Below are 24,742 nucleotides of genomic sequence, written 5' to 3' on the forward strand. Positions count from 1 at the left end.
CACCTGCGTCAGTATTCGCGTCAGGCAGAGATCAGGGACAGGGCAGCAAGAAGGATAACTGTTTCGCTGATCTGCTGGATGCTGCCAAGCACATCGCCGGTCTGGCCGCCGATTTGCCGCCGGGCAATTTCCGCCATCAGTGCCGCACCCAGGGTCCCGGCCAGCAGCAGCACTGCGCCCTGAACGACGCCCACGCATAAAAGGGTCAACAGGACACACAGCCCGAGAGACCAGAGGCAGGTAACAAGGGAGGGTTTTCCTGCGCTGGCGCCAAGGCCATCGGTTCGCGCGGCGGGCAGGAACCGAAGTGCCCAGACAATCATGCCCCGGCTGACTGCGGCGGCAATCATGAGAATGACCAGTACCTGCAACGGGTCCCCAAGGCTGGAGATTGCCGCCGCCTTCAGGCCGATCAGCAGGATCAGCGTGACAACCGCATAGGTCCCGACCCGGCTGTCCCGCATGATTTCCATTTTCTTGTCCCGTGTGCCCCCACCGCCAAAACCGTCGGCCACATCCCCGATGGCATCTTCATGCAAGGCGCCGGTGACAAGGGCCTGCGCGGCAAGGGCCAGAAAGGCGGCGGGCAGGGCGGGCAGCCCGATCAGGGTGGCAAGCCAGAAAACCCCACCGGACAGGCCCCCCACGATCACGCCGACCAGCGGGAAGGCACGGCAGGCCGTCATTAGCGCGGGCATGGAGAAATGAAAACGAAGCCGGATCGGCAGTCGGGTCAGAAAGACAGTCGCGACCAGAAAATCATTGATCCAGCCGGGCTGATAACCGGGGCGGTCAGGATGAGGGGTATTCTGCATGGTTATTTCAGTTTCTGGGGCAATCCGGCAGTGACAAAATAGACGGTATTCGCCATGACCGCCATTTCCTGATGGAGGCGCCCTGCGAAATCCCGAAAGGCGCGGGCCATGGGGTTGTCAGGGACAATGCCCTGCCCAACCTCGTTGGAGACAAAAATCACCTGTCCCGGAAGGGTGGGAAGGGTTTGGGCCAGAAGCCGGCCTTCCTTTTCCACATCCCGTTCTGCGGCCATCATGTTGGACACCCACAAGGTCAGGCAATCGACAAGGATGACCGTATCGGGTTTGCTGACTTTTTGCAGGGTGGCTGTCAGTTCAAGCGGTTCTTCAACCGTGGTCCAGTCTGGCCCCCGGTCCCGGCGGTGCAGGTCGATCCTGTCCTGCATTTCCGCATCGAACGCCTGCCCGGTTGCCAGATAGGTCAGGGGCAGGCCTGCTTTTCGGGCCAGATTTTCCGCGAAACGACTTTTCCCGGACCGTGCCCCGCCCAAAACCAGAACCGTGTTGCCCCTATCGGTCATGAGGATATCCCCTTGTCAATCAGGTGAATAAAGGACCCGGAAACGGACCCACGGCGCACCCCGACCGCGCCAAGATCGTCCCCGGCTGCGTTCGTTGCGGTGAACAGCGGTGTTGCGCCCTGTTCGGGCACCGCATCGGCATAGTGAAATTCGTGGGCCATGAATGCGTCGCCCGCTTGCCCGAAGGGGGAGGCACCGCAAAGCTGAACCCGCCGGTATCCCAGATGGATGCGCGGCTTTTCAAAGGATGTGTGAACCGGCAGCAAGTCCAGCATGGGGTGGGTTTTGCCGGTCCTGTCCGTCAGGCTCCGGGACAGGGTCATAAACCCCCCGCATTCGCCGTAAATGAAGGTCCCTTTTTCCGCGGCTGATCGCATTCCGGCCCGGAATTGGTCGTTGCCGGAAAGCCGTTCCGCATGGAGCTCGGGATAACCGCCGGGAAGAAAGATGAAATCCGTATCCTGGGCAGGTGCCTCATCCCGGAGCGGCGAGAAAAAGCGGATTTCGGCTCCCGCGTTTCGCCATCCCATCAGGATATGGGGATAGGTGAAGGAAAAGGCGTCATCCTCTGCCACCGCGATGGTGCGGCCGGGGGCGGGAACCGTTGTGGTCGGCGGCGCGGCGGGTGATCCCGTCCGGGCGGGGCAGGCCATATCGCGGATCAGGTCCAGATCAACATTTTCTGCGACAATCTGGGCTGCGGCATCCAGAAACCCGTCCATACCCAGTTTTTCGCGGGCCTGAACAAGGCCGAGGTGTCGATGCTCCAGTTGCAGGCTTGTCGATCGGGGAACAAATCCCAACGGCGGAACACCAGCCTGTCGGCAGGCATCGGCCAGCATGGTCTTGTGAACGGCGCTGCCCACCCGATTGAACAGTACGCCCGCAATGCGAACGTCGCGCCGAAAGGTGGCAAACCCCTTGATCAGGGCAGCGGCGCTTTGGGACATGCCTTTGGCATCCACAATCAGGATCACGGGAATATCCAGAAGGGCCGCCAAGTCGGCGGTGGACCCGGAGCCATCCCGTGCCCCGTCAAACAGGCCCATGACCCCCTCGCCCATAATCAGGTCGTTATGTGCGGACAGATGCCCGGCAAGGCCGTGAATTGTTTCGGGTCGCATGGCCCAGGGATCAAGGTTGATGCAGGGGTTGCCAGACGCCGCGGCATGAAAGGCCGGATCGATATAGTCTGGCCCCGTCTTGAAGGAGCCAACCGATATTCCCCTGTTCCGAAAGGCGCGGAGCAGGGACAGGGTGATCACCGTCTTGCCGGAACCGGAAGACGGGGCCGCAACCAGAACAGCAGGTGCGGCGGCGGAGGTCAATCCCGATCCCCGGACGGATTATTCTGCTTGTTGGCTTCCTGCGTGAACCAGTCCAGCTTGTGATGAAGATCCACCACATGGCCCACCACGATCAGCGCGGGGGGCTCAATTCCGCTTTTTGCCACATCGTCGGTGGCGCGGGACAGAGTGGTTGTCAGGACTTTCTGCCGTTCGGTGGTGGCATCGGCGATGATCGCAACCGGTTCATCGGCGGACCGCCCATATCCCATCAGCTTTTCCGTGATGATGGCGATATGCTTCATGCCCATATAGATCACAATGACCGGTGAGCCCTTGGCGATATGTTCCCAGTTAACACTGGGGACCTCGCCGCTGGCGTCATGACCGGTGACGAAGGTCGCCGCCGAATTGGTGTCCCGATGGGTCAGCGGGATTCCCGCAAAGGCCAGCCCGCCAACGCCCGACGAGACGCCGGGAATAACCCGGAACGGGATATTGTTTGCCTTCAGCGTCAGGGCCTCTTCGCCGCCGCGCCCGAAGATATAGGGGTCGCCCCCCTTCAGGCGGAGAACCCGTTTCCCTTCTTTTGCAAGGGCCACCAGTCGCTCGGAAATATCCTTTTGCTTGGCAGACGGCTTGCCGCCCCGCTTCCCGGCATATTCCAGAATACAGCCGGGGCCGGTCAGTTCCAGAATGTCCTTGCTGACGAGGGCGTCATAGACGAGGATGTCTGCCTGCTGCAAGGCTGCGACCGCATAAAGGGTGAGCAGGCCCGGATCGCCGGGTCCGGCGCCCAGAAGCCATACGCTTCCCGGTTTAAAGTCAGGAATTTTTCCGAGTATCTTGTCCATATGCCTCTTTTACACATCAAATTTGTTACTGCCTAGTCATCCCTTCGGCTGAGGCTTATAAATATGATCATGAGTGACGAGGTACCAAAAAAACTGCGATTTGGCTGGACCACCGGGGCATGTGCCACGGCGGGCACCAAGGCGGCATTATCCGCATTGTTGTCGGGGACGTTCCCGGACCCGGTCAGCATTACCCTGCCCAAGGGGCAGACACCGTCTTTCCCACTGGCGACAGAGAGACTGGATGAGGGAGAGGCAACCGTCAGCATCATCAAGGATGCGGGGGATGATCCTGATGTGACCCATCTGGCCCGTATCATCGTGACCGTCCGGCACGGGGGGAAAGGCACCGGTGTTACCTTTCGGGCCGGAGAGGGGGTCGGTACCGTGACCCGCGAAGGCCTGCCTCTTGAGGTCGGGGAGCCCGCCATCAATCCGGTGCCCCGCCAGATGATGCGGCAGGTTGTTGAGGAACTGGCCGGGCAAGCGGGGGTTGCCCCAGATTTCCAGATCGAGGTGGGCGTTGAAAATGGGGAGGAACTGGCCCGCCATACCATGAACGGGCGGCTTGGGATTATCGGCGGATTGTCGATTTTGGGCACGACCGGAGTGGTCGTTCCCTATTCCTGCGCGGCGTGGATTGCGTCGCTGCACCGGGGAATTGACGTGGCGCGGGCCGCCGGGGCGACCCATGTGATTGCCTCCACCGGGTCCACATCGGAAAAAGCCGCGCAGGCGATTTATAACCTGCCGGATCATGCGCTGCTGGATATGGGGGATTTCGCAGGCGGGGTCCTTAAATACCTGAAGCGGCATCCTGTTGAAAAAGTGACCCTTGCGGGGGGCTTTGCCAAATTCACAAAACTGGCGCAGGGTCATATGGACCTTCATTCCGGGCGAAGCGCGGTGGATTTTGTCTGGCTGGCGGAGGCGCTGGCCCATCTTGGGGCTTCGGCATCGGTACAGCAGGCCTGCAAGACGGCCAATACCGCCATGCAGGTTCTGGAACTGGCACGGGAGCAGGATATCCCGTTGGCGGATTATGTGGCCGCCAAGGCCCGCAGCGTGGCGGAAGGTATCGCGGGCAGTCCTTGCGTGGACGTTTTGATCTTTGACCGGAAAGGCCGTTTGGCCGGGGAAAGTGGCCGTGACAGGGGTTAGGGTTTTGCTTTTGGGCGGAACGGGCGAGGCAGTCGCCCTGAACCGCTGGCTAGGGGACAGGCCGTCGGTTGATCTTGTGACATCGCTGGCCGGGCGAACCCGTCTTCCGCCAACATTGCAGGGACAGGTGATCAGCGGCGGGTTCCGCGCCCGCGGCGGGCTTGATGCGTTCTTGAAAGAGCAGGCAATCGATCTGGTTGTGGATGCCACCCATCCCTTTGCGGCGGCCATGACACGGCAGGCAGTGCAATCCTGCGACCGTCTGGGCGTGGCCTATGTCCGGTATTCAAGGCCGCCGTGGGACGCTGTGCCGGGGGACCGGTGGATTGAGGCCCGGGATATGGCGGATGCGGCCGCCCGGATGGACGGGTACAAGCGCATATTCCTGAGCGTTGGCCGTCAGGAGGTCGGGGCCTTTGCCGCCTTGCCGGGGCGGTATTTTCTGGTGCGGAGTGTGGAACCCGTGGCGTTCAGGCCGGGAAATTCTGTCGTTCGGGAAATCCGGGGGAAGGGACCGTTTCATAGGGAGGATGAACTGGCCCTGCTTCGGGACCACCGGATTGACCTTGTGGTCAGCAAAAACAGCGGCGGGGCGGCAACCTATGCCAAGATTGAGGCCGCCCGCAGAGCCGGGGTTCCGGTGATGGTGATTTCCCGTCCGGCCTTGCCGGCCTCGCGGGAAATTTTCAACATGGATGACCTTGCCCCTATCCTTGCGTCTTTTTCCTAGGGCGCAATACATGGACATGATCGGCATGGTAAAGGGCGCTGTCCCGCCAGCCTTCCGCTTCCAGAACCCGCCCCACAATGATCAGGGCGGTGCGCGTGATCTTGGCGGCGCGGACTTTTTCCTGAATATCCGCAAGGGTGCCCCGGATTACCACCTCGTCCGGCCAACTGGCGCGGTAAACCACGGCAACGGGACAATCCTCCCCATAGTGGGGGATCAGGTCGGCGCTGACCTTGCGGAGGTTCCGAACCGACAGGTGAATGGCCAGCGTCGCCCCGGAAGATCCAAGCGTGTCCAGATCTTCCCGGTTGGGCATGGCGGTCGCCTTCATGGAGGTCCGCGTCAGGACGATGGTCTGGCTGACATCGGGCAGGGTAAATTCGGCTTTCAGCGTTGCGGCCGCAGCGGCAAAAGCGGGCACCCCCGGCGTGATGGTGTATTCTATCCCAAGCGCGTCGAGCCGGCGCATCTGTTCGCCGGTTGCGCCGTACAGGCACGGATCGCCGGAATGCACCCGCGCCACATCCAGCCCTTTTTCATGGGCCGTGACCATTTCGGCAATGATCTCGTCAAGATGCAGGGACGCCGTATCGACGATATGGGCATCGGCGGGGGCGTGGCCCAGAATTTCTTCCGGCACCAGTGATCCCGCATACAGGCACACCGGGCAGGAGGCAATCAGGTCCCGCCCGCGAAGGGTGATCAGGTCGGCAGCGCCGGGGCCGGCACCGATAAAATGGACGGTCATTTCTTATCCTTTTCCTGAAGGGAAACTTTCATCTTTCCGGCATATCCCCGCGGGGTATAGGCCCATGTGCGGGCGCCGGTATTGGTTGTGGTTGTCCGGCTTTCGCTGGAGCCGACCATGACAAGGGTCAGCATGTCGACGGTTTCCGGGTCCAGATCCTGCAGGGTGGTGTGGATGACGGTTTCATCCTGCCTGCCCAGATTGCGGGCAATGATGACCGGTGTGTTGGCAGGCCGGTGTTGCAGCAGGATGTCCCGGGCTGCATGAAGCTGGGTCCGTCTTTTCAGGGATACCGGATTATAGAAGGAAATGACGAAATCGCCTACAGCCGCCGCCTTGATCCGCTTTTCAATGGCATCCCACGGGGTAAGAAGGTCGGACAGGGAAATGGTGCAGAAATCGTGGCCAAGCGGGGCCCCGGCACGGGCCGCCGCCGCTTGCAGTGCGGAAATGCCAGGTGTGACCTCAATCTCAAGCCGGTCCCAATCGGTGCGCTTTTCCACCTGTATCAGTTCGAAGACAAGCGTCGCCATGGCGTAAATGCCGATATCGCCAGAAGATACAAGCGCGACATTCTTTCCGGTCGCGGCAAGGTCAAGCGCGGCACGAACCCGCTTTTCCTCTTCTCCGAGGCCGAAATTATGACGAACCTTACCGGCGATACTGTCGCCCAGCAGGTCCAGATACAGACCATAGGCCACCAAATCGGTTGCCTCCCCGATCAGGCGGGAGGCTTCCGGTGTGCGCCAACCGTCCTGCCCCGGGCCGATCCCGATGACCGACAGTTTGCCCTGCGGCCGCCCGATCACGGTCGGATCAATGGGCTCTGGGCTTTCTGCAAGGGCGCAGGTGGCCCGGCGGGATTTGTGTTTTGGCACCAGAAGCTGACTATCCGGTCCTGCAGCGGCCAGTGCCGCGCCTTCACTGACCCCATGACAGCCGACTTCGCGGAACACAACGTCAGACGGGTTTTGTAGTTTCGGGGTCTGGGCCTCCAGTTCAGCGGCGGAGAAGAAGCGGGCCTGATGACCGAACAGGGCGGCCACGGCATGAACCGCCGCTTCATCCATCTTGACATCGATGGACGAGACCGCGCCGATGGCATGGCGGCTGATCCCGGCCTGTTCCAGTGTGTCGAGAACCAGACGGGTGACCTCCTTGCGGGAGGCATAGCGTTCACACCCGATCCCGAGGGCGAGTGTTTTGGGATGGTAAACGAGTTTTTCCGGCGATCCCTTTACCTTTTTCGGGGTGACGACGATGGACAGGTCACCAGCCTCATCAAGGGGTAGGCCGGATTGGGTCAGCCACGGATGATCCCCTTCCAGACGGACTTTTCTGCCGGAAAGCAAATGCCCGGCAAAGGTTTTCATATCTTCCGGGTTGGCAAGGTGCAGATCGGCAGGCGGATTGTCGAGGGCAATTTTGAAATGCAGGTCACTGGCGGTGGTGATGGCGGCCTGTCCGTTCAGATGCGCGGCCAGCAACCGGGCCATGTCATTGGCCCCATGATGGCCGCCCAGCAGGGGAACCACCATGTCGCCTGTATCGGACACCGCAAGAACCGGCGGTTCCACATTCTTGTTTTCCAGTGCCGGTGCCAGACAACGCACCAGTATGGCCGATGCGCAGATGCCGATAATGGGGGTGTTGTTCTTGTAGAGTTCCTGCAGGTGGCGGGCCGTTTGCCGGAACTGGATATCCGCATCGTCAACGCGGCCGGCCAGCCCGTGAACAAGGGCTTCCGGGAAGAATTGCTGAAGTTTCAGGGCTGTTTCGCGGCCGCTTTCATTGAGCAGGATCAGGGCCGGGGCGGGCATCATTTCCATGCCTGCCCCCGTTTATGGATCAAAATCATTGAAAAATAGGGTGCCACGTCGGTGGGCACCTCCTCCAGGGAAAGAATTTTTTGGGTTTCCAGTGTTGCCCGTTCGATATAGCGGGCCTTGTCCGACAGCCCCATATCCCGGATCAGCGACCTGATCCGTCCGAAATGGCGGCCAACCTTCATGATGGCCAGACTGTCGGCCTGTTCCATACGGCTTCTGAGCGCATCATCGGCAAGGGGGGCAGGAAGCACCGTCAGGACGTCATTGCGGGCGGAAAGCGGGGCCTGCAAGGCGGTGGCACAGGCGGTCAGCGACGACACGCCGGGCACCACTTCCACCCGGTGGCTTTCCGCAATTCGGCCAAAAAGATACATGAAGGACCCGTAAAAGAACGGATCCCCTTCACACAGGACCGCAACATCATGCCCGTCATCCAGATGGGATTTCAGGTCGATGGCCGCCCGGTCATAGGCATCCTGTGCGGGCTTTCGGGCTGTGGTCATGGGGATACGGATCGGGATTTCCGTGTGCAGGCCGGACAGGTGCGGGGCCACAATGGCCCGCGCCAGACTGTTTCCATCCTCCAGAGTCGGATAGGCCAGCACGGGGGCGGCATGCAATATTTTCAGGGCTTTCAGGGTGATCAGGTCGGGGTCTCCCGGACCGATCCCGAGACCATAAAGGGTGCCGGTCATGGTTTTACCAATCTTAACTGGGTGACTTCGCGAAAGGGCTTCCAGCTTGTGAAACGCCCGATTTTCTGGGACCGGGCAATGTTCAGCCGGGTCAGGCTTCCGCCAAAAGACTGGTGCAAGGCCAGTATTCGGGCTTCGCCTTCGGTGGTAACCGTATTGATGATCAGCCGCCCGCCGGGCTGAAGGGCCTGCCAGCAGGCTTCAAACAGGCTGGGGGTATTGATGCCGCCGCCAATGAAGACGGCATCGGGGGATGGCAGGTCCGCAAGGCAATCCGGGGCCATTCCTTGAATGATTTGCAGGCCGGGAACCCCCAGCTTCAGGCGGTTCCTCTCGATCATGCGGACCCGGTCTTCGCGGGTTTCCACGGCAATGGCCTGATTGAGGGGGGAGCATCGCATCCATTCAATCCCGACAGAGCCGGACCCCGCCCCGATATCCCAAAGCCGTTCACCGGGAAGGGGAGAGAGGGCGGCCGCCGTCACGGCGCGGACTTCCTGTTTGGTAATCTGCCCGTCGTGGAAAAAGGCATCATCCGGCAGGCCCGGTGTGGTTGGATAAACCGGCGTGCCGGGGTCTGCTGCCACCTGAATGGCCAAGGTGTTCAGGTCCTCGCTGTTGCTGGCAGGCCAGTCTTTGGCGGTTCCTTCCTGCCGGGCTTCGCGTGTCCCGCCCATATGTTCAAGAACGGTCAGGCTGGACGGGCCAAAACCCGTTTCGGTCAGCAGGGCAGCGACGTTTGCGGGCGTTTGGCCATTATCGGACAGGGCCAGAATACGGGCACCCGGTACCAGATGGGGCAGGATCAGTTCCAGCGGGCGTCCGTGCAGGGTCAGGGTGACCGTCCGGGACAGGTCCCAACCCATTCGCGCCGCCGCCAGACTGAAGGCAGACAGGGCGGGCAGGACCCGCATTTCAGACGCCGCCAGTCGCTTGGCAAAGGTGACGCCGATCCCGTAATTCATGGGATCCCCCGTGGCAAGGATACAGATGTTGTCCCCCCGCCGGGCAAGGACGTTTTCTACCAGCTTCATCAGCGGGCTGGGCCAGCTTTGGGTGGGGGTGGTTGTTTCGGCGGGAAGCATGGCAAGATGCCGGTCGCCGCCGATAATCAGGTCCGCCCCTTCAATGGCGGCCCATGCGTCGGCGGACAGGTTCGACAGGCCATCATCCCCGACCCCGATAATGCTGAGCCACGGTTTCATGCAGGGTCCTTTCGGGTCAGGGTGGCGGCTGCGTTCAGGGCCGCGGCGGCCATGGCACTGCCGCCCTTGCGGCCATGCAGGGTGATGAAGGGAAGGTCCCGGTCAAAAGTGGCCAGTGCCTCCTTGGATTCAGCCGCCCCCACAAAACCAACGGGAAAGCCCAGAATGGCGGCAGGCTTGGGTGCCCCTTCCTGCAGCAGTTCCAGAAGGTGAAACAGGGCCGTCGGGGCATTGCCGATAACAATAATCGCCCCGGCCAGATGGGGGCGCCAGTATTCGACGGCTGCCGCCGAACGGGTGTTGCCGATTTCCTTTGCCAAGGCGGGAGTGCCCGGATCGTTCAGGGTACAGATGACAGGATTGTCCGCAGGCAGGAAGCGCCGGATGATGCCATGAGACACCATCTCGCAATCCACCAGAACGGGACACCCCTTGTTCAGGGCCTCGCGGCAGGCCCGTGCAATATCCGGGTGAAACGCCATGTCCGGCACGATTTCCGGCATGCCGCAGGAATGGACAATGCGGGTGATCAGGGTGCCGATGTCCGCATCCATATGGGTAAGGTCAACCTCCGCTTGGACGGTTGCAAAGGACTTCCTGTAGATGGCGTCCGGATCCCGGATATAGTCGTACATGATCGCTCAGTCATCCTCGCGTTTCATGCTGACGGGACCAAGCGGGTGGTCAGCATGGGGATACGGGTGGTGGTGATGCCCATGGTCATGGGAATGCCCGTGATCGTGGGAATGATCATGGTCGTGGCTATGACTGTGGCTGTGACTGTGCTCATGATCATGCCCATGACTGTGGCCTGTCCCGATGCCTTCTACATGATGATGGTGGCTTTCCTGAACCAGCCCGACCTCATCCTCAAAGCCAAGGGCCTGTTCCCGGTATTTGCAAAGGCCGCAGTTCATGTTGTTGCTGCCTTCCAGAATTTCCTGCACCCGGTCCGCAAAACAGTCCAGAACCAGCGGGTGATCATTCAGGTAGGGGGCTTTGATAAACTCGATATCCGGGTTCTTCGCCGCGACCTTGTCCGTATAGTCATAAATCCGGTTGACCAGAATGCCGGTGAACAGGAAATAGGGGAACACGACGATCCGCTTGTATCCAAGTTTGACCGCATGTTCCAGACCCGGCTCCACCAGCGGGAAGGTGACGCCGGAATAGACGGTTTCCCCCCAGCCGAACCCAAGGCCTTCCCACAACATGCGCATGACCTTGGCCACGTTGGAATTGGCATCCGGGTCGGACGCGCCCCGGCCAACCACGACCAGCATGGTTTCATGAAGGGGGACATCCCCGCCCGCAGCGTCCAGTGCCTCGCGGATACGCTCCCCGGCGGCGCGGACCATTTTAAGGTCAATACCAAGTTCCCGCCCGTAGGAAATCTTCAGACCCTCATGCTGCGCCGCATAGGTATTCAGGACGGAGGGAATGTCGTTCTTGGCGTGACCGGCGGCAAACAGCATGCCCGGCACCGCCAGAATATGCTGGTGTCCACTTTCCCGCAGGCGGTCAAGACCATCACGGATAATCGGGGTGGCAAATTCCAAAAAGCCAGAGTCAACCTCATATTGCGGCAGGCGTTCGGCAATCCCGCGGGCCACGGCGGCGAATTCCGTCACGGCGCCTTCATCCCGGCTTCCGTGCCCGCAAACCATTACGCCAACTTTTTCAGTCATTTCTTGCTCCACTTCCGGCCGGGAGTTCTTCCGGCATTAGACAATCCCGTTCTTGTCGGGGATGAGGGGACGCCAGAATGCGGTTGACCTTGAAAGGGGCTGGCTGCATTTTGGCGGCATGTTGTTTGATGTTCAGGTTTTGCTCGGCAGACTTTCCGATCCCGCTACGCTGGCCGTGGCGGTTTTTGCATTGGACTGCCTGATCGGCGACCCGGCAGCGCTGTACCGCCGTATCTGGCATCCGGTTGTTGTTATCGGAAAGCTGATCAGCCTGTTCGAACAGGCGTTGAACCGACCGGTCTGGTCCAATCCGGCCCGCTTTACCGCGGGTCTGGTCACCACCTGTTGTGTTGTATCCCTTGCCTTCTGGGTGGGGATGGGCGCGGTTCAGGTGACCCACTGGTTGCCAGAAACGATTGTCCTGCTTGTCCTTTTTGCCAGCAGTCTTGTGGCATGGCGCGGCCTGCAGGACGGGGTTGCCCGGGTTGAGGCGGACTTGCGCCTTTCCTTGCAGGACGGGCGTGTGGCGGTCAGTCATATCGTGGGCCGGGACCCGGCCAGTCTGGATGAAAGCGGTGTCAGCCGTGCCGCCATCGAAAGCCTGTCCGAGAATTTCTCGGACGGGACCACGGCCCCGCTGTTCTGGTTCCTGTTGCTGGGGCTTCCCGGCCTGCTGGCCTACAAGGCGGTGAATACGCTGGACAGCATGATCGGGCACCGGTCGGACCGGTACGAATATTTCGGCAAGGCCGCGGCCCGTCTGGATGATGTGGTCAATTTTGTACCCGCGCGCCTGACCGGCTTTCTGATTGTACTCGCCGCGTGGGTGACGCCGGGGGCCCATGGCAGCGCGGCGCTGCGGGGCCTGTTTCGGGATGCCGCCCATCACAAAAGCATCAATGCCGGTTGGCAGGAAGCGGCCATGGCCGGGGCGCTGGGCGTTGCGCTGGCGGGGCCGCGCCAATATGGCGGGACGCTGGTTGACGATGTCTGGATGAACCCGGAAGGCTGCAAAACCGCAAGTGCCGACGATATCCGCCTTGCCCTCAAGATATATCGGATGTGCGGTATTCTGCTGTTTATTCTGCTGGCCGGGATTGCGCTGGTTCATCTGCTCACCTGATCCTTTCGGCGATTTCCAGCATCCGGTCGATCCGGGTGTGGGCTTCAAGATGGGCGGCCAGATCATCAAGGGCCTGTTCCACACCGGCATCGAAACTGTCCAGAAGCGGGGCGTCTGACCCGGTACGGTGCAGAAAGGCATGACGAAAGGCGTCATTGGCAAACAGACCGTGCAAATAGCACCCCATGACCCGCCGGTCCTTGGAAATGGCTCCGTCAGAGCCGGATTCAAGCTGCAGGAAGGGGGCTTTCAGGGCCGGGCCGGTGCATTCCCCCACATGCATGTGGTATCCCTGAACGGATGTGCCGGACAGGGTTTCCGTTCCCCCTTCCATCAGAAGCTTTTTCGAGCCGGTCAGCGTGGTCGTGAAATCCAGCAGTCCCAACCCTTCCACCTCGCGGAGGGAGCCTTCGATCCCGTCCGGGTCATGGAGGCGGCGGCCCAGCATCTGATAGCCACCACAGATGCCGACAAGGGTTCCCCCCTGCCTGACATGGGCGTGAATATCGATGTCCCAGCCCTGATCCCGCAGGAAGATCATGTCGGCAAGCGTGGCCTTTGAGCCGGGCAGGATGATCACATCCATCCCCGCCGGGATGGGGGTGCCGGGGCGGATCATTTCCACCTGAACCGAGGGTTCCGCAAACAGCGGGTCGAAATCGTCGAAATTGGCAATCCGGGACAGGACGGGGATGGCGATCCTGACCGCGTCCCCGCCCCGCTTTCTGGCGGGCAGGGAGGCGGCATCCTCTGGCGGGAGCTTGCTGGCATCGTTGAAGAACGGCACCACGCCCATAGTCTCCATGCCGGTTTGTTCCGTAATAATGGTCAGGCCATCGTCGAACAGGCTGACATCACCGCGAAACTTGTTGACCAGATATCCTTTGGTGCGGTTTTTTTCACTGCCCGACAAAAGACTATAGGTGCCGACCAGTTGGGCAATGACGCCGCCGCGGTCGATATCGCCGGTCAGGATAACGGGGATATCCGCCGCTTCGGCAAATCCCATATTGGCAATATCATTCTTGCGAAGGTTTACCTCGGCCGGGCTGCCCGCGCCTTCGATCAGGACAATATCGGCGCTGCCGGCAAGGCGGTGGAAACTTTCCAGCACCCGGTCCAGAAGGGTATGTTTCAGGTCCTGATACTGCCGGGCCTTTACGTTGCCGACCATTTGCCCCTGCACGATGACCTGAGCCCCCACATCGGTTTGCGGTTTCAGCAGAACCGGGTTCATGTCATTGAGAAGCGGGGTCCGCGCCGCCCGGGCCTGCAGGGCTTGCGCGCGGCCGATCTCGCCGCCTTCACTGGTGACCGCCGCATTGTTGGACATGTTCTGCGGCTTGAACGGCATGACCCTGAGGCCCCGATTGCTGAGGGCACGGGCCATCCCCGCGACAAGCAGGGACTTGCCAACGTCGGAGCCGGTGCCCTGTATCATCAGGGCTTTCGGGTGGGGTGCCATGATTAGAACTCGATTCCGACCTGAGCCTTCACGCCGGAGCGGAAGGGATGCTTGATCTGGGTCATTTCGGTGACCAGATCGGCGGCATCAATCAGTTCGTCCTTGGCGTTGCGGCCGGTGACAACCACATGCAGCTTTTCAGGCTTGTTCTTCAGGAATTCAACGACCTTGTTAAGATCAAGGCTGTCATAACGGAGAACAATATTCAGTTCATCCAGAATGATCATGTCAAATTCCGGGGTGTCGCTGCGGCAGGCCTCGATCATGGCAGTGGATTTCTCCCACGCCTTTTCTGCGGCTCGGATATCGCGCTCCCGGTCCTGTGTTTCCCATGTGAAACCCTCGCCCATGGTGTGGATTTCGATATTGTCGGGGAAGGCCTCAAGAACCTTGCGCTCGCCGGTTTCCCACTTGCCTTTGACAAACTGGACCACGCCCACCTTCATGTCATTGCCGATGGCGCGGGCGGCAAGCCCGAAGGCCGCCGTGGATTTCCCCTTGCCCTTGCCCGTATGAACAATCAGCAGGCCTTTTTCGATGGTTTTCGTGGCCAGCATCTTGTCCCGTGCGGCTTTCTTCTTGCGGGCTTTCTCATTGGCGCGCTCCAGCTCTTCGGGGCTCAGTTTCCTATCCATGTGCTGTCTCCGCTTTCAAGGCCTCTATCTGGCCATATAGACTGTTCCTTCGAGGGGACCAGAGGCCGCGTTCAATGGCCTCCTGAAACCTGTCGATCATGTCCTGCAGGGCGTCGGGGTTGTTGTCCCGGATGAAGTCCCGCACGGTCTCGTCACCGATATAGGCATCGAACAGGGCCTCGAAATGGTGATCTTTAACCGCATGGGCCGTCGCCGCAAAGGCAAACAGGTAATCGACAGTTGCGGACATTTCAAAGGCCCCCTTGTATCCGTGGCGCATCACGCCCTCGATCCATTTGGGGTTGGCGGCGCGGGCCCGGACGACCCTGCCGATTTCCGCTTCCAGTGTCCTGATTTTCGGGCTTTCCGGACGGGAATGGTCGTTGTGGTAAACGGACGGCTGCGATCCCGTCACATGCCGGATGGCCGCTGTCACGCCGCCCTCGAACTGGTAGTAATCGTCACTGTCCAAAAGGTCGTGTTCCCGGTTGTCCTGATTGTGAACCACCGCATCAATCCGGCCAAGCCGCCGTGTAAACACATCATGGGCGGCCTTGCCATCCGCACCGGCACCATAGGCATACCCACCCCATGCGATATAGGCGCGGGCAAGATCGCCCTCATCGGACCATCCTTTTTCGTCAATCAGGGCCTGCAGCCCCGCCCCATAGGCGCCGGGCTTTGATCCGAACAGGCGGTAGGACGCCCGGCGTTCCGCCTCGGCCTGATCCAGCCCGTCCTGAAGCAGAAGGGTGGTATCCTCTGCCACACGGGCGGCCAGCGGATTGGTGGCGGGATCCTCATCCAGCTTGGCGACGGCGCGGGCCGCGCTGTCAAACAGGGCCATTTGCTGGGGAAAAGCATCGCGGAAAAAGCCGGACACCCGCAAGGTCACGTCCACCCGTGGCCGGTCCATGATGGAGGCAGGCAGGATTTCAAAACCGACCACCCGGTTGGAAGCCGTGTCCCATTTGGGGCGAACCCCCATCAGGGCAAGGGCCTGCGCAATATCATCGCCGCCCGTCCGCATGTTGGCGGTGCCCCACGCACTCAGGATCATGGATTTGGGCCATTCGCCATGTTGCTGGCGATAGTGGCGGATCAGCATGTCGGCGGATTTCCAGCCCAGTGTCCATGCGGTAGGCGTGGGAACGGCCCGGCTGTCGACCGAGAAGAAATTCCGCCCCGTTGGCAGGACATCGTTTCGCCCACGGGTCGGGGCACCGGACGGGCCGGGGGCGACAAACCGCCCGGCAAGACCTGTCAGAAGGCCATTTATTTCTGCCCGCCCGCATTGTTCAACCACGGGACGCAGGTGGTTGTCGATGCCGTCAAGAACGGCTTGGGTCTGTTTCCATTCCGGTTGGGCCTGCCGTGCCCCTGAAACAAGGTCAGCGGCCAGTTCTTCAAGACGTTCAACCGTATCGCCATTGGTGCGCCAGCGGCCCGCATCGTTGTTCAATGCCGCAGGCTGTGGCCCGGCCCAAGGGTCGCCCAACCGGCAATCCAGCGGGTCAAACTCAAACTCTGATCCCAGTGCAAGGTCTTCGGCCAAGGCCCGGATGAGCGAGGCATCCTTGCCCTTGCCGTCATTGCGGGGGATGCGAACAAGGGCGACTAGAAGGTCCACCAGCAGCCGACCTGCCGGGGCCTGACCAAAGACATGCAACCCGTCGCGGATTTGCAGCTCCTTCAATTCGCACAGGTAATTGTCCAGCTTGGACAGTTGCTCTTCTTCCTCGTCATTGGCGCTGATGCCGCAGTCGATATCCACACCGGATATCTGGGTCAGTTCCAGAATTTGCTGCCGCAACAGGCGGATACGCCGGGGGTCCACACCGGCTGCCTCGTAATATTCGTCGACCAGCCGTTCCAGATCGGCCAGCGGGCCATAGCTTTCCGCACGGGTCATGGGCGGTGTCAGATGGTCAATGATCACGGCGGCGGCGCGGCGCTTCGCCTGCGTCCCCTCGCCGGGGTCGTTGACAATGAACGGGTAGATATGGGGGGTCGGGCCAAACACGGCCTCGGGGAAGCAGGTTTCCGACAGGGCCAGCGATTTCCCCGGCAACCATTCCATATTCCCGTGCTTGCCCATATGCACGATGGCGCCGACCTTTTGGAGGGTGGTCAACCAGATATAGAAGGCAAAATATCCGTGCGGCGGGACAAGGTCGGGATCGTGATAGCTGGAGACGGGGTCAATGTTATATCCGCGTGCCGGCTGTATCCCGACAATGACCTTGCCAAAGGAAATCAGCGAAAGATGGAACGCCCCCTCATGGAAGAAGGGATCCCTTTCAGGATCGCCCCAGCGGGCGGAAACCTGTTCCCGGACCGAGGGCGGCAATGCCTCGAAGGCCTTCAGATAGTCGGGCAGGGACAGGCGGATATCACTGATCCGGGATTTTCCCTCGTTTCGGTCATTGGTGGGGCCGGATAAAAGCCGGTCAATCAGGTCGTTCCCGGTTTCGGGAATGCCGGAAATGTCATATCCCGCCTTGGCAAGCGCCGTCATGACCTCGATGGTGCCCGCGGGCGTATCAAGGCCGACACCATTGCCGATCCGGCCGTTTTTGTTGGGGTAATTGGCAAGGACAAGGGCAATGGCCCTGTCTTCGGCAGGGGTATTTCTCAGGCGTGCCCAGTTGGCGGCCAGAGCCGCCACAAAGCGGATGCGGTCCGGCACGCTTTTATAGGCGACGATGCTGGTTTCCGTCTCCCCGTCAAAACCGGCATCAGCCTTGAAGGATACGGCCCGGCTCAGGACCCGGCCATCCACTTCCGGCAGGGCCACATTCATGGCGATATCGCGGGCGGAAAGACCTCTGATACCATTGCGCCATCCGTCTTCATTGCCGCCAGAGAAAATCACCTGCAGGACCGGGCAGTCGGCCCCGTCAAACGGGGTTTCCTTGCGCTGCCCGGACGGGCTGGAAACGGCAAAGCCGGTGGCGTTCAGAATGACCGACGGGGTCGTTTCAGTCAGAAGTTCCGTGACGATCCCCGCCGAAACCGGGTCTTTCAGGCTGGTCACATAGAGCGGCAGCGGGTTGAGGCCCCGATCCGCCAGCGCGCTGATCAGGTCGTCAACGGGCGCAAGGTTGTTCGCCTGATAGAGGGCGCGGTAAAACACGATGGCGCAGACGGCCCCATCCGGTTGCCAGCGGTCCCGTATCAGGTCGAGGCCGGGGGTGGTCAGGCCCGGCCAGTAAAGACCGGCTTTCAGAAGCGGTCGGGGTTCCTGCCAGTTGGCGGGGCCACTAATCAGGAAGTGACAGTATTTCAGGGCCTGCCGGTAATTCTCTGCGCCGCCTTCCACCAGATATTGCCACAGACGATGGCTGTCTTCACGGGGCAGGGTGTTCAGGCCGGTCAGTTCCTCGTCGGGTTGATCGTCTCCCGGCAGGAAGGCCAGCTTGATCCCGTTCCGGCGGCAGCATTCGGTGATCTGCTCCACACCATAGGGCCAGTAATTCACGCCGCCCAGCAGGCGGATGACAACCAGTCGGGCCTGACTGATGATTTCTTCCACATAGATATCAACGGACAGGTTGTGCGCAAGCTGCATGTTGTTGGCAAGACGCAACGAGACGTCGAAACCCTCCAGGTCCCGGCGGGCGACCGCCAGGCTGGAAAGTTCCGTATCGGCGGCGGACAGGAAGACAATATCGCCCGGACTTTGTCCCAGATCGACAGCTTCAGACCCGTCCGTAATGGTGCCGGGAGTTGCGGCCAGCAGGTGCATGATTAACCCTGCAGGAAGCGGGTAATGGCGTTGGCATCCAGACCATGTTCGCCAATCACGACAAGGCGGCTGCTCCGGGGCTCATCCGTGTTCCATTCCCGGTCGAAATAATGCTGGATCCGGTTGCCGACGCCCTGCACCACAAGGCGCATATCCTTGCCTTCAAGGGCGATGAACCCCTTAATGCGCAGAATGCCATGATCCTCGATGGCGGTTTTCAGTTTGCTGACCAGTTCCTCAATCGAGGTGGGGTTGGGCAGTTCCAGAACAAAGCTGTCGAAATCGTCATGTTCGTGGTCGTCCTCGCCGTCGTGGTGGGACTTGCGGATATCAAGATCGTCTTCCGCGGCGGCACCAATGCCAAGCAGGACAGCACTGTCAATCAGGCCGTGGCTGGCCTTCACCAGCTTGACGGAGGGGCGCAAGCGGGCCCGGATTTCAGCGGTTGCCGTCTCAAGGCCCGGTTCGTCCAGCAGGTCCGACTTGTTCAGGATGACAAGATCGGCGCAGTTGATCTGGTCCTCGAACAGTTCCTCAAGCGGGCTGTCATGATCCAGATTTTCATCCGCCTCGCGCTGGGCCTGAACCGCATCAGGATTGCTGGCGAACAGACCATCCCGATAGGCGGGGCCATCAATCACCGTGACAACACCGTCAACGGTCACCTGTGTGCGCACTTCCGGCCAGCCAAAGGCCCGGACAAGCGGCTTGGGAAGGGCAAGGCCGGATGTCTCGACAATGATGTGGTCGGGCCGGTCAGGCCGGTCCAGAAGGGACTGGATGGTGGGCAGGAAGTCATCAGCCACGGTACAGCAGATGCAGCCGTTGGCCAGTTCCACGATATCCTCTTCGCTGCAGTTCTCATTGCCGCAGCCTTTCAGAACCTCGCCATCCACGCCAAGGTCACCAAATTCGTTGATAATCAGCGCCAGGCGCTTGCCATTGGCATTTTCAATCAGGTTGCGGATCAGGCTGGTTTTGCCTGCACCCAGAAAACCGGTAATGACGGTCGCGGGAATTTTTTGGGTCATGGTCATTGGAAACAGTCCTGACGTTGGGGGAGGGGATGAGGCAATAGCAGGAGGGACCGCGCCTGACGGGTCAGGGCGATAGGAAACAGGGTGGCAGAGACACTGCCGGTCTTGTGGACTGCGTGTTGGCAAGTCATCCATGATCCTCCGTCATGTGGTGTTATTGTCGGGGATGGCAGGTCTCCTGGCTTGCAAATGGCATCTGTGCCGGCCTTCCCGAAAATCTTCAGTGGCGAGTGGCAAAGACTAGTTGCTTACAGTTGCGGGGACAGCTGCGGAATTGATCAAGGATCGCACCGCATTCCCTTTTTAATCCCGAAATTCGGGAACCATCGGTGACGGACGCTACGGATGTTGGAGGATTCTGTCAATTCAATAAGTGACAACAGGGGGTCTTTTGCCTATTTTCCCAAGTTCCGTATTTTTCCTGTTCAGGAGGACAGTCATGCCCCCATTCCATCTGGCTTTTCCGGTCATGAATATCGAGGATACCCGCCGTTTCTACGTGGATATTCTGGGATGCAAGGTCGGTCGTGAGGCTGAAAAATGGATTGATTTCGATTTTTTTGGCCACCAGATTTCCGCCCATGTGAAGCCTGAGCAATGCGAAGCCGTTGAAACCAACGCGGTGGATGGGGACAATGTGCCGGTACGCCATTTCGGGGCAGTTCTGGAATGGTCCGACTGGGAAGCCCTGCGTGACAAGGTCGCTGCCAGCGGTACCGCCTTCCTGATTGAACCCCGTATCCGGTTTGAAGGGCAGGCAGGCGAACAGGGGATCTTTTTCCTGCATGATCCGTCCGGGAATGCGATGGAATTCAAGACCTTCAAGAATATGGACAGCCTGTTCGACCGGGGCTAAAGACGCGGCAGAATTTCCTCAAGCGCTGTTTCAAGACGGCGCCAGTCCCGTTCGCTTCCCGGCAGGCCAAATCGCAAGAATTGCGGGCGTTCCGGGAACGGGCGGATGAGGATATGACGCGTGCACAGGGCGTCAAAAATTGTGGCAGCATGGTGTGTCTCGACCAGTGTGAACAGGTCCGTGCCGCCAACCGGTGTCATCCACTGATTATCCAGAAGGGTGGCAAGGCGCGTGCGGCTTTCTGCAAGCTGTTGCCGGGTTGCGGTGATCCATGGCGTGTCTGACAGGGCCGTTTTTCCGGCGAAGGCAGCGATGCCGCTGACGGCCCAAGGGCCAAGATGCTCGCGTATTGTGCGGATCAGGGCCGGGTCCCCCATGGCAAAGCCAAGCCGAAGCCCCGCCAAACCAAAGAATTTTCCGATGGATTTCAGGATGACAGTGCCCGGAAGGGGCGGCACACCTGCCAGACTGTTTTCCGGCATGACGTCCATGAAAGCCTCGTCAATGATGGTCCAACCGCCCTTTTCGGCCTGTGTTTTGGCAACGGCCTGCAAGGCGGGGATCGGAACAAGGCGGCCATCCGGGTTGTTGGGATTGACGATCACGGCTACATCCGTGTCCCTGCCGATTTGATCAAGGGTGCCGCGTTCGGTGACATGGTGGCCCCCGCGCCGCCAGCAGGTGCCATGTTCCGCATAGGTGGGGCCCAGAATATCAACGCGGGACATGGGGCGCAGAAGGGGAAGCAGTTGCAGGGCGGCTTGTGTTCCCGGAAGGGCGACCAGATCTGCCTCGTCATGCAGGGAGTAATAGCGCCTTGCGGCAGATAGCAGGGCGTCTTCCAGATCGCTTTCCGGCAGGCGATGCCAGACTTTCTCGGGGCAGTCGGGGATAGGGTAGGGCACCGGATTGATGCCGGTGCTGAGGTCCAGCCAGCCATCCGGGCCCTGTCCATAAAGGCCCTTGGCATGGGCAAGGTCGCCGCCATGATACACATCCCGGTTATAGGAATTGGGGGCAGGGCGGTCTGGCATCGCAAAGATCCTTGGTTTGTTTTTCTTGTCGTTCATCAGGTGGGGCACACGGCCCTTTCATACTGAATTCCGGTTGCAGCGCAACGGATAAGCATGACATTTTCGCATTAAGGCCATAAAGTGCCCGGAGAAAACTGTCAAAAGTTGACCCTGTCTTTTTACAGAAGGAATGGATGCGTGCCGAAAGAGAAGACCCGAATTGCGACGACAGGCCTGATCAAACGGTTCGATGGAAAGAACGCGCTGGACGGGGTTGATCTTGAGGTGCGCGACGGCGAGATTTTGACCCTGATTGGTCCGTCCGGATCGGGCAAGACGCTTCTGTTGAAAACCATTCTGGGGCTGGTCACACCCGATGCCGGTGAGATTGAGGTCGGGGGCGAGGCTGTTCTGTCCCTGTCCGGGGCGGAACGGGACGAATATCTGAAACAGTTCGGCATCCTGTTCCAGCGGTCCGGCCTGTTCGATGGTATGCCCGTCTGGGAGAATATCGGGTTTCGTCTGCTTCAGAAATCAGGGGCCAGCCGGAAAGAGGTGCGCGAGGCCGCAATTGAAAAATTGCGGGCTGTCGGTTTGTCCCCGGATGTCTGTGATCTCTATCCCGCTGAATTGAGCGGTGGCATGCAGAAACGGGTGGGGATCGCCCGGGCCCTTGCCGGGGACCCGTCGATCCTGTTTCTCGATGAACCAACGGCCGGGCTGGACCCGATCATGAGCAATGTGATCAATGACCTGATCTTGCAGAATGTGCGTGATCTTGGCAGCACCGTCATCGCGGTGACCAGCAACCTTGTAACGGCGCGGCGGATCTCTGACCGGATTGCCATGCTGCATGAGGGGCGGGTAGTCTGGTGCGGCGATGTGGATGCGGTGGAGCAATCGGATAATCCCTATCTTGACCAGTTCTGGCACAAACGAAAAGACGGACCGATCCAAATGCCGGTTTCCTCGCTGACCTTCTGACGGGTCCGCGGCCTCACAGGCGCGGGGACCCAGCCGTCATGAGGGCTGTACCGCCAGACAGCCATCGGAAATATCATGACGGAAAAAACCGACCTTCCAGAAGACGTGGATCGGGCGCTTCAACCGCGCCCGAATTTGCGATGGGCGGATAGCCAGCGTTTCATGTCGCCGTGGGGAAAATCCGTTTTCATTGATAATGCGGCCAGCCGCCGGTTCTGGTCTGAATTATATCATGAGGAAGAAGAGGTCCGGCTTTTGCTGCGGGACCATCTGGAAAAAAGGATCGCGGGCTGCCCGTCGGCGAATATTCGTTTCTGGCTGTCAGAATTCGATTTCATGGCCCGGTTGCTGCCCGCGGAACACATGATCCATTATGCCCCGTCCTTTGTCCGGCTGGCGCTGGGCATGCCCCGGAAAATGGTCCTGTGCCGACGCATGGCCGTGCGGCGGTATCTGGATGGCAGAAGTCCTGAAAAACACCGCTTAATGGAACGGGAAGAGCGAAAGTTCATTCGCGCCAGCGTCCTCTTTTATTCCGGGCAGAGGTTGTTTGAAATGGCGGAACAGTTTTGTGGTCTGATGCAGGTTTCGGGGGACCAGTCCCGGCAGGCATCGCAGCGCCGCGTCGCCCTGTATGTTCGGTCCCTGCAACTGTTGACGGACGAGGAGATATGCCGCTGGTTTATCAGCGAGGATGATTACCGAACGGAACTGGAGTTTCTGAGGGATCAGTGCCGCTATCTGAAAATGACGGCGGCCATGATTTTCGGTATTTCAAGAACACGCCTGACAGAGTTCCAGAAGGGGGAATAGGAAACGGGTAAGTCCGTTCCTGTCCCCAATCCCCCCGCTGGATCATTACATGTCAGGATTACAAGGCTGGCAGGCCAACCCGCTGGCGGAGTTCTTCGTCGCGAACGGAAAGTTCCTGTCCGGCGAGGTCAGCCGCATCATCGCTGCACAGCCATGTGATGGCGGCGGCCGGTTCGTTGGCGGGGAACAGGTTTTCCCGTGGCATCTGGCTGACCCGGTTGATACCGGAAGAGCGGATCAGGCCCTGCATGTCGGTATCAACGGTGCCGGGGCCAAAGCCATAAACGCGAACGCCTTTTTCTGCGGCTTCCAGTGCGGTGGCGCGGGTCAGCATGTAAACCCCTGCCTTACCGGAGCAATAGGCACTCCACCCTTCCAGCGGGTTGTGTGCCGCCCCGGAAGAGACGTTGATGATAATGCCGGAAGACTGCTTGTAGAAATGCGGCAGGACGGCGCGAATGCCGTTATAGACGCCAACCAGATTGACGGAAATATTCCGGGCCCAGTCTTCAGGATCGGTGTCCTCGATCAGGGCGATCGGATCGATAATGCCCGCATTGTTGACGATGGCGTCAATCCGGCCATAGCGTTCCAGCGTGTCGGCAACCAGCTTTTCGACCGCCTCGAAGGAGGAGACATCACAGCCAACAGCAAAGGCTTCGCCGCCGTTGTTGCCGATGGTTTCCAGAATGTCGCTGCAGGACGCGGCATTGCGTGCGCTGAGTGCGAGACGGGCACCTTGTGCGGCCATTTCGTGGGCGACTGCTGCCCCGATACCGCGGCTGGCGCCTGTGATGATTACGACTTTATCCTTGAGTGATGTCATACCCGTATGCCCTTTTTTACTGTATTCGTGTTTTTCTATACCCTTCAGGGGCGGTCCTAGAAAGAAGAATTTGGTTGTTGCAGGAAATCAGCTTCTTCCGGGGTGGAACTCCGACCGAGGGTTTGGTTCCGGTGCGGGAAACGCCCAAACCGTTTGATAATCTCCAAATGCCGGACGGCAAAATCGATGCTGGATTCATCGGAAAATTCCCGAAACAGCGCAACCGAGTATTCCTGATCGGACAAGTCCTCACTATGTTCGAAGGGCAGGATTGCGAAATTCCGCTTGAAGGCGGGAAGGCCTTGGGAATATCCCTCCCGGATCATGTGACGGGCGATCTCTCTGGCCTTGGCATCGGCGGAAAAGGCCTTGGGGCTATCCCGAAACATGTTTCTGGAAAACTGGTCAAACAGCAGGATCAGGGCCAGGCACCCGTTCATGCTGGTGGCCCAGGAAAGGTAGTCGCCATTGACGGCCTTCTCGAAATCATCCAGGAAGCGATCCCGGATTTCCTGATCGAAGGCCTCATTTTTCTGAAACCATTCCGGGCGATTTTCCCCATGATCGGGATGGTCTTCGGGAAGAAACCAGAAATCGAGTATTTCCGAGATTTTGGACATGGAAAGCGGCCCCTGTCTGTTGCCGGTTAATCTTAGCGCAACCATATGCAACTATCCTGTATTGTCAAAGTCAGTCTGTTGTCCGGCACA

General features: G+C 59.8%; 23 protein-coding genes and 1 riboswitch. Of the genes, 6 read left to right on the forward strand and 17 right to left on the reverse strand.

The features are described 5' to 3' along the window. Window positions 1–20: 20 nt before the first annotated feature. The 4 genes from FQB27_RS07130 to cobA are packed head-to-tail and all read right to left on the reverse strand — an operon-like array spanning window position 21 to window position 3,476. A complete protein-coding gene (locus FQB27_RS07130) occupies window positions 21–815 on the reverse strand; it encodes an adenosylcobinamide-GDP ribazoletransferase (protein WP_169560219.1) in 795 nt (264 codons plus the stop codon). Between the two features lie 2 nt (window positions 816–817). Further along, window positions 818–1,336 (reverse strand): bifunctional adenosylcobinamide kinase/adenosylcobinamide-phosphate guanylyltransferase, encoded by a 519-nt coding sequence (gene cobU / locus FQB27_RS07135; protein ID WP_169560220.1) that lies wholly within the window; start codon window positions 1,334–1,336, stop codon window positions 818–820. Beyond that, complete coding sequence (locus FQB27_RS07140; protein ID WP_169560221.1) at window positions 1,333–2,664, reverse strand: cobyrinic acid a,c-diamide synthase CobB; 1,332 nt, start codon at window positions 2,662–2,664, stop codon at window positions 1,333–1,335. Before FQB27_RS07140 ends, cobU begins: the two co-directional genes overlap by 4 nt. Beyond that, window positions 2,661–3,476 (reverse strand): uroporphyrinogen-III C-methyltransferase, encoded by an 816-nt coding sequence (gene cobA / locus FQB27_RS07145; protein WP_169560222.1) that lies wholly within the window; start codon window positions 3,474–3,476, stop codon window positions 2,661–2,663. Before cobA ends, FQB27_RS07140 begins: the two co-directional genes overlap by 4 nt. A gap of 69 nt (window positions 3,477–3,545) precedes the next feature. Between cobA and FQB27_RS07150 the strand changes: the two genes are divergently transcribed. Both FQB27_RS07150 and FQB27_RS07155 read left to right on the forward strand, forming a co-directional pair. Further along, a complete protein-coding gene (locus tag FQB27_RS07150) occupies window positions 3,546–4,637 on the forward strand; it encodes a cobalt-precorrin-5B (C(1))-methyltransferase (protein ID WP_169560223.1) in 1,092 nt (363 codons plus the stop codon). After that, complete coding sequence (locus FQB27_RS07155) at window positions 4,624–5,367, forward strand: cobalt-precorrin-6A reductase (RefSeq protein WP_169560224.1); 744 nt, start codon at window positions 4,624–4,626, stop codon at window positions 5,365–5,367. Before FQB27_RS07150 ends, FQB27_RS07155 begins: the two co-directional genes overlap by 14 nt. Here FQB27_RS07155 and cobM read toward each other — a convergent pair. The 6 genes from cobM to FQB27_RS07185 are packed head-to-tail and all read right to left on the reverse strand — an operon-like array spanning window position 5,345 to window position 11,532. Continuing rightward, the gene (gene cobM / locus FQB27_RS07160) at window positions 5,345–6,115 is read right to left on the reverse strand and encodes a precorrin-4 C(11)-methyltransferase (RefSeq protein WP_169560225.1); all 771 of its coding nucleotides are present in this window, start codon (window positions 6,113–6,115) and stop codon (window positions 5,345–5,347) included. The two genes, FQB27_RS07155 and cobM, sit on opposite strands and share 23 nt — an antisense overlap. Next, complete coding sequence (gene cobJ / locus FQB27_RS07165) at window positions 6,112–7,944, reverse strand: precorrin-3B C(17)-methyltransferase (protein WP_206374430.1); 1,833 nt, start codon at window positions 7,942–7,944, stop codon at window positions 6,112–6,114. The genes cobM and cobJ overlap by 4 nt, the downstream gene beginning before the upstream one ends. Continuing rightward, window positions 7,935–8,639: a precorrin-2 C(20)-methyltransferase gene (gene cobI, locus FQB27_RS07170; protein WP_169560226.1), complete on the reverse strand. Its 705-nt coding sequence runs from the start codon at window positions 8,637–8,639 to the stop codon at window positions 7,935–7,937. Before cobI ends, cobJ begins: the two co-directional genes overlap by 10 nt. Next, entirely contained in the window at window positions 8,636–9,844 is a 1,209-nt protein-coding gene (cbiE, locus tag FQB27_RS07175) for a precorrin-6y C5,15-methyltransferase (decarboxylating) subunit CbiE (RefSeq protein ID WP_169560227.1), read from the reverse strand. The genes cobI and cbiE overlap by 4 nt, the downstream gene beginning before the upstream one ends. Continuing rightward, window positions 9,841–10,479, reverse strand: a complete 639-nt coding sequence (locus tag FQB27_RS07180) for a precorrin-8X methylmutase (RefSeq protein ID WP_169560228.1) — start codon at window positions 10,477–10,479, stop codon at window positions 9,841–9,843. Before FQB27_RS07180 ends, cbiE begins: the two co-directional genes overlap by 4 nt. A 6-nt stretch (window positions 10,480–10,485) precedes the next feature. Continuing rightward, entirely contained in the window at window positions 10,486–11,532 is a 1,047-nt protein-coding gene (locus tag FQB27_RS07185; RefSeq protein WP_169560229.1) for a sirohydrochlorin chelatase, read from the reverse strand. A gap of 61 nt (window positions 11,533–11,593) precedes the next feature. Here FQB27_RS07185 and cbiB point away from each other — a divergent pair, with 61 nt between their 5' ends. Then, window positions 11,594–12,655: an adenosylcobinamide-phosphate synthase CbiB gene (gene cbiB / locus FQB27_RS07190; protein ID WP_206374432.1), complete on the forward strand. Its 1,062-nt coding sequence runs from the start codon at window positions 11,594–11,596 to the stop codon at window positions 12,653–12,655. On the opposite strand, the gene FQB27_RS07195 is transcribed toward cbiB, so the two are convergent. From FQB27_RS07195 to cobW, 4 genes are read right to left on the reverse strand one after another with little or no spacing between them, the layout of a single operon-like run. Then, window positions 12,648–14,120, reverse strand: a complete 1,473-nt coding sequence (locus tag FQB27_RS07195) for a cobyric acid synthase (RefSeq protein WP_169560230.1) — start codon at window positions 14,118–14,120, stop codon at window positions 12,648–12,650. The genes cbiB and FQB27_RS07195 overlap by 8 nt on opposite strands. A gap of 2 nt (window positions 14,121–14,122) precedes the next feature. Further along, on the reverse strand, window positions 14,123–14,755 hold the full coding sequence (cobO, locus tag FQB27_RS07200; protein ID WP_169560231.1) for a cob(I)yrinic acid a,c-diamide adenosyltransferase: 633 nt from the start codon (window positions 14,753–14,755) through the stop codon (window positions 14,123–14,125). Then, window positions 14,748–18,503 carry a cobaltochelatase subunit CobN gene (gene cobN, locus FQB27_RS07205; RefSeq protein ID WP_169560232.1) on the reverse strand — a complete coding sequence of 1,252 codons (3,756 nt, stop codon included), beginning with the start codon at window positions 18,501–18,503 and terminating at the stop codon, window positions 14,748–14,750. Before cobN ends, cobO begins: the two co-directional genes overlap by 8 nt. Before the next feature lie 2 nt (window positions 18,504–18,505). After that, the gene (gene cobW / locus FQB27_RS07210) at window positions 18,506–19,540 is read right to left on the reverse strand and encodes a cobalamin biosynthesis protein CobW (RefSeq protein ID WP_169560233.1); all 1,035 of its coding nucleotides are present in this window, start codon (window positions 19,538–19,540) and stop codon (window positions 18,506–18,508) included. Between the two features lie 151 nt (window positions 19,541–19,691). Beyond that, window positions 19,692–19,883: riboswitch (cobalamin riboswitch) on the reverse strand. A 96-nt stretch (window positions 19,884–19,979) separates the two neighbouring features. Between cobW and FQB27_RS07215 the strand changes: the two genes are divergently transcribed. Continuing rightward, a complete protein-coding gene (locus FQB27_RS07215; RefSeq protein WP_169560234.1) occupies window positions 19,980–20,396 on the forward strand; it encodes a VOC family protein in 417 nt (138 codons plus the stop codon). Here FQB27_RS07215 and cobD read toward each other — a convergent pair. After that, window positions 20,393–21,430, reverse strand: a complete 1,038-nt coding sequence (cobD, locus tag FQB27_RS07220) for a threonine-phosphate decarboxylase CobD (protein ID WP_169560235.1) — start codon at window positions 21,428–21,430, stop codon at window positions 20,393–20,395. The two genes, FQB27_RS07215 and cobD, sit on opposite strands and share 4 nt — an antisense overlap. 177 nt (window positions 21,431–21,607) lie before the next feature. Here cobD and FQB27_RS07225 point away from each other — a divergent pair, with 177 nt between their 5' ends. Together FQB27_RS07225 and FQB27_RS07230 are read left to right on the forward strand one after the other, a co-directional pair. Then, window positions 21,608–22,393, forward strand: a complete 786-nt coding sequence (locus tag FQB27_RS07225; RefSeq protein ID WP_169560236.1) for an ABC transporter ATP-binding protein — start codon at window positions 21,608–21,610, stop codon at window positions 22,391–22,393. A gap of 75 nt (window positions 22,394–22,468) precedes the next feature. Then, on the forward strand, window positions 22,469–23,206 hold the full coding sequence (locus FQB27_RS07230) for a hypothetical protein (RefSeq protein WP_169560237.1): 738 nt from the start codon (window positions 22,469–22,471) through the stop codon (window positions 23,204–23,206). A gap of 58 nt (window positions 23,207–23,264) precedes the next feature. Here the strand turns inward: FQB27_RS07230 and FQB27_RS07235 are convergent, their stop codons facing one another. Then, window positions 23,265–24,032: an SDR family NAD(P)-dependent oxidoreductase gene (locus tag FQB27_RS07235; protein ID WP_169560238.1), complete on the reverse strand. Its 768-nt coding sequence runs from the start codon at window positions 24,030–24,032 to the stop codon at window positions 23,265–23,267. Window positions 24,033–24,088: 56 nt separating this feature from the next. Then, window positions 24,089–24,652: a DUF924 family protein gene (locus FQB27_RS07240; RefSeq protein WP_169560239.1), complete on the reverse strand. Its 564-nt coding sequence runs from the start codon at window positions 24,650–24,652 to the stop codon at window positions 24,089–24,091. Between the last annotated feature and the right edge of the window lie 90 nt (window positions 24,653–24,742).

The sequence above is a fragment of the Sneathiella chinensis genome (assembly GCF_012720115.1).
Lineage (GTDB): Bacteria > Pseudomonadota > Alphaproteobacteria > Sneathiellales > Sneathiellaceae > Sneathiella > Sneathiella chinensis.